The sequence below is a fragment of the Promicromonospora sp. NPDC060271 genome (assembly GCF_042726755.1).
Taxonomy (GTDB): domain Bacteria; phylum Actinomycetota; class Actinomycetes; order Actinomycetales; family Cellulomonadaceae; genus Promicromonospora.
Genome location: NZ_JBHXBG010000293.1, coordinates 1 through 3,545 on the forward strand (window position 1 = coordinate 1; position 3,545 = coordinate 3,545).

The window sequence follows — 3,545 nt, forward strand, 5'->3', positions numbered from 1 at the left end:
CGTCGGAGGTGGTTGGTCTCAGGCGGTGACGTGGGACTGGTAGCGGGCGATCTTCGCGAACTCTTCCGGGTCCAGGCTCGCGCCGCCCACGAGGGCGCCGTCGACGTCGGGCTGCGCCATGATCTGCGCGACGTTGCCCGACTTCACCGAGCCGCCGTAGAGCACGCGGACGCCCGCTGCGACGTCGGGGTCGCACAGCTCGCCGAGCACGCGGCGGATCGCGCCGCAGACCTCCTGCGCGTCCTCCGGCGTGGCGACCTCGCCCGTGCCGATGGCCCACACGGGCTCGTAGGCGATGACGATCTTCGCGATCTGCTCCGCCGGCACGTCGACCAGCGCGGCCTCCACCTGCGCGAGCGTGTACGAGACCTGGTCGCCGGCCTTGCGGACGTCCAGGCCCTCGCCGACGCACAGGATCGGGGTCAGGCCGTGCGCGAAGGCGGCACGCACCTTGGCGTTGATCAGGTCGTCGGACTCGCCGTGGTGCTCGCGGCGCTCGGAGTGCCCGATCGCCACGTAGGTGCAGCCGAGCTTCTTCAGCATCGCACCGGAGATCTCGCCGGTGAATGCACCGGACTCGTGCCGGGAGATGTCCTGGGCGCCGTAGACGAGCTCGAGCTTGTCGCCGTCCACGAGCGTCTGCACCGACCGCAGGTCGGTGAACGGCGGCAGCACCGCCACCTCGACCGCGGTGTAGTCGTGCTTGGCGTCCTTCAGGGACCAGGAGAGCTTCTGGACCGTGCTGATCGCCTGCTGGTGGTCCAGGTTCATCTTCCAGTTGCCCGCCATCAGCGGCGTGCGGGTGGTAGCCACGTGTCTTCTTCCTTCGTTCTGAGTTCTGTGGGGTACGGCTGGTCGGTCGCGCGTCGGTCGCGCCTCGGTCGGCACGGACTCAGTCCGCGAGAACGGTGAGGCCCGGGAGCTCCTTGCCCTCCAGCAGCTCGAGGCTCGCGCCGCCGCCGGTCGAGATGTGGCTGAAGCCGGCCTCGTCGAAGCCGAGCGCGCGCACGGCCGCTGCCGAGTCGCCGCCACCCACGATGGAGAACGCGCCGTTCGACGTCGCGTCGATGATGCCCTGCGCCACCGCGGTGGTGCCGGCGGCGAACGCCTCGAACTCGAAGACGCCCATGGGGCCGTTCCACGCGATGGTCCTCGCGTCGGCGAGCTTGGCGGCGAACAGCTTGCCCGACTCCGGGCCGATGTCGAGGCCCATGGTGCCGTCGGGGATCGCGTCGGCGGCCACGACCTGGTGCGGCGCGTCGGCGGCGAACGAGTCCGCTGCGACGACGTCGACGGGCAGCACGATCTCGACGCCGTTCTTCTCGGCGGTCTCGATGTACCCCTTGACGGCGTCGATCTGGTCGTCCTCCAGCAGGCTGTTGCCCACCGACAGGCCCTTGGCCGCGAGGAAGGTGAAGACCATGCCGCCGCCGATGAGCAGGCGGTCCGCCTTGGTCAGCAGGTTCGCGATGACGCCGAGCTTGTCCGACACCTTGGAGCCGCCGAGCACGACGGCGTAGGGGCGCTCGGGGTCGCCGGTCGCCTTGGACAGCGACTCGACCTCGTTCAGGACGAGGTCACCGGCCGCGGCGGGCAGCACCTGCGCGACGTCGTACACCGACGCCTGCTTGCGGTGCACGACACCGAAGCCGTCGGAGACGAACGCGTCCGCGAGCTGGGCCAGCTCACCGGCGAGCTCGGCACGCTCGGCGTCGACCTTGGAGGTCTCGCGGGCGTCGAAGCGGACGTTCTCCAGCAGGGCCACCTGGCCGTCGGCCAGGGCCTCGACGGTCGCCTTGGCGGACGAGCCGACGAGGTCCTCGGCGAGCGCGACGTCCTGGCCCAGCAGCTCGCCCAGGCGGGCGGCGACGGGCGCGAGGGAGTACTGGGGGTCCGGCGTGCCCTTGGGGCGGCCGAGGTGGGCCAGCACGACGACGCGGGCGCCTGCGTCGGTCAGCCGCTTCAGCGTGGGCAGGGCGGCGCGGATGCGGCCGTCGTCCGTGATGGTGGTCCCGTCGAGCGGCACGTTGAAGTCGGAGCGGACCAGGACGCGCTTGCCGCGCAGGTCGCCGAGGGAGTCGATGGTCTTCATGAGCACTCCAGATTGAGGTTCCGGCGGTCAAGGGTCCGTGACACGACGACGTCCGCGTGCGTCGGCAGGCCGATGCGCACGCGGACGTCGTGGTTCACGCTGGGGCGAAGAAGGTCAGAGCTTCTCGCCGACGAACACGGTGAGGTTGACGAGGCTGTTCGAGTAGCCCCACTCGTTGTCGTACCACGAGACGACCTTGACCTGGTTGCCGATCACCTTGGTGAGCTTCGCGTCGTAGATGCTCTGGTGCGGGTTGGTCACGATGTCCGAGGAGACGATGTCGTCCTCGACGTACTCCAGCACACCCTTGAGCGGACCCTCGGCGGCAGCCTTGACGGCGGCGTTGACCTCGTCGATCGTGACCTCGCGCGAGGCCTCGAAGGTCAGGTCCGTTGCCGAGCCGGTGATGACCGGCACGCGCAGGGCGTAGCCGTCCAGCTTGCCCTTGAGTTCCGGCAGCACCAGGGCGACGGCCTTGGCGGCACCCGTCGTCGTCGGGACGATGTTCTGCGCGGCCGCACGGGCGCGACGCAGGTCCTTGTGCGGGCCGTCCTGCAGGTTCTGGTCACCCGTGTAGGCGTGGATCGTGGTCATGAGGCCACGCTCGATGCCGATCGAGTCGTTCAGCGCCTTCGCCAGCGGGGCGAGGCAGTTCGTGGTGCACGACGCGTTCGAGATGATGTGGTGCGCGGCCGGGTCGTACAGCTCGTTGTTGACGCCCATGACGAAGGTGGCGTCCTCGTTCTTGGCCGGGGCCGAGATGATGACCTTCTTGGCACCGGCGTCGATGTGCGCCTTCGCCTTGGTGGCGTCCGTGAAGAAGCCCGTGGACTCGATGACGATGTCCGCACCCAGCTCGCCCCAGGGCAGGTCAGCGGGGTTGCGCTCGGCGAGGGCGCGGATCTTCTTGCCGTCCACGATGATGTTCTCGTCGTCGAAGTCGACCGACTTGCCGAAGCGGCCCAGGACGGTGTCGTACTTGAGCAGGTGCGCGAGCGTCTTGTTGTCGGTCAGGTCGTTGACCCCGACAACCTCGATGTCTGCACCCGACTCGACGAGAGCCCGGTAGAAGTTCCTGCCGATACGGCCGAAGCCGTTGATGCCGACGCGGATGGTCACAATGCCCTCCTCAGGGGCGCCGGCCGTCCCGGCGCACAGGTTTCCTTGGTTCTGTCGCCGCTGCCGTCGATGCCCGACGGAGCGTGCGTTGCAGGGTTTTCCGGGCGCCGCGACCCCGCGACGACCCGAACGGGAAACGCGATGGTCACGGCGTCGTCACCTGACGATTTCGAGCCTATACCCGAACCCGGCCGAACCGTGACCCGAGCCCAGACAGTGTGCAACTCAGGGTTCTGTTCGATCTCACAAGACGGATCCCCCGAGATACCGGGGTAAGCCGGCCGCCCGCTGTCAGAAACGGCCGGACGTGTCAGACGTACAGGTCACCCGGGTG

3 protein-coding genes are annotated in these 3,545 nt (G+C 68.9%); all 3 read right to left on the reverse strand.

All coding sequences use genetic code 11. The features are described from left to right. Positions 1 to 18 precede the first annotated feature (18 nt). The gene (gene tpiA, locus ACFWE2_RS25025; protein ID WP_377226917.1) at positions 19 to 789 is read right to left on the reverse strand and encodes a triose-phosphate isomerase; all 771 of its coding nucleotides are present in this window, start codon (positions 787 to 789) and stop codon (positions 19 to 21) included. A gap of 103 nt (positions 790 to 892) precedes the next feature. Further along, the gene (locus ACFWE2_RS25030; protein WP_377226915.1) at positions 893 to 2,092 is read right to left on the reverse strand and encodes a phosphoglycerate kinase; all 1,200 of its coding nucleotides are present in this window, start codon (positions 2,090 to 2,092) and stop codon (positions 893 to 895) included. 114 nt (positions 2,093 to 2,206) lie between these two features. Beyond that, complete coding sequence (gap, locus tag ACFWE2_RS25035; RefSeq protein WP_377226916.1) at positions 2,207 to 3,211, reverse strand: type I glyceraldehyde-3-phosphate dehydrogenase; 1,005 nt, start codon at positions 3,209 to 3,211, stop codon at positions 2,207 to 2,209. Positions 3,212 to 3,545: the final 334 nt, after the last annotated feature.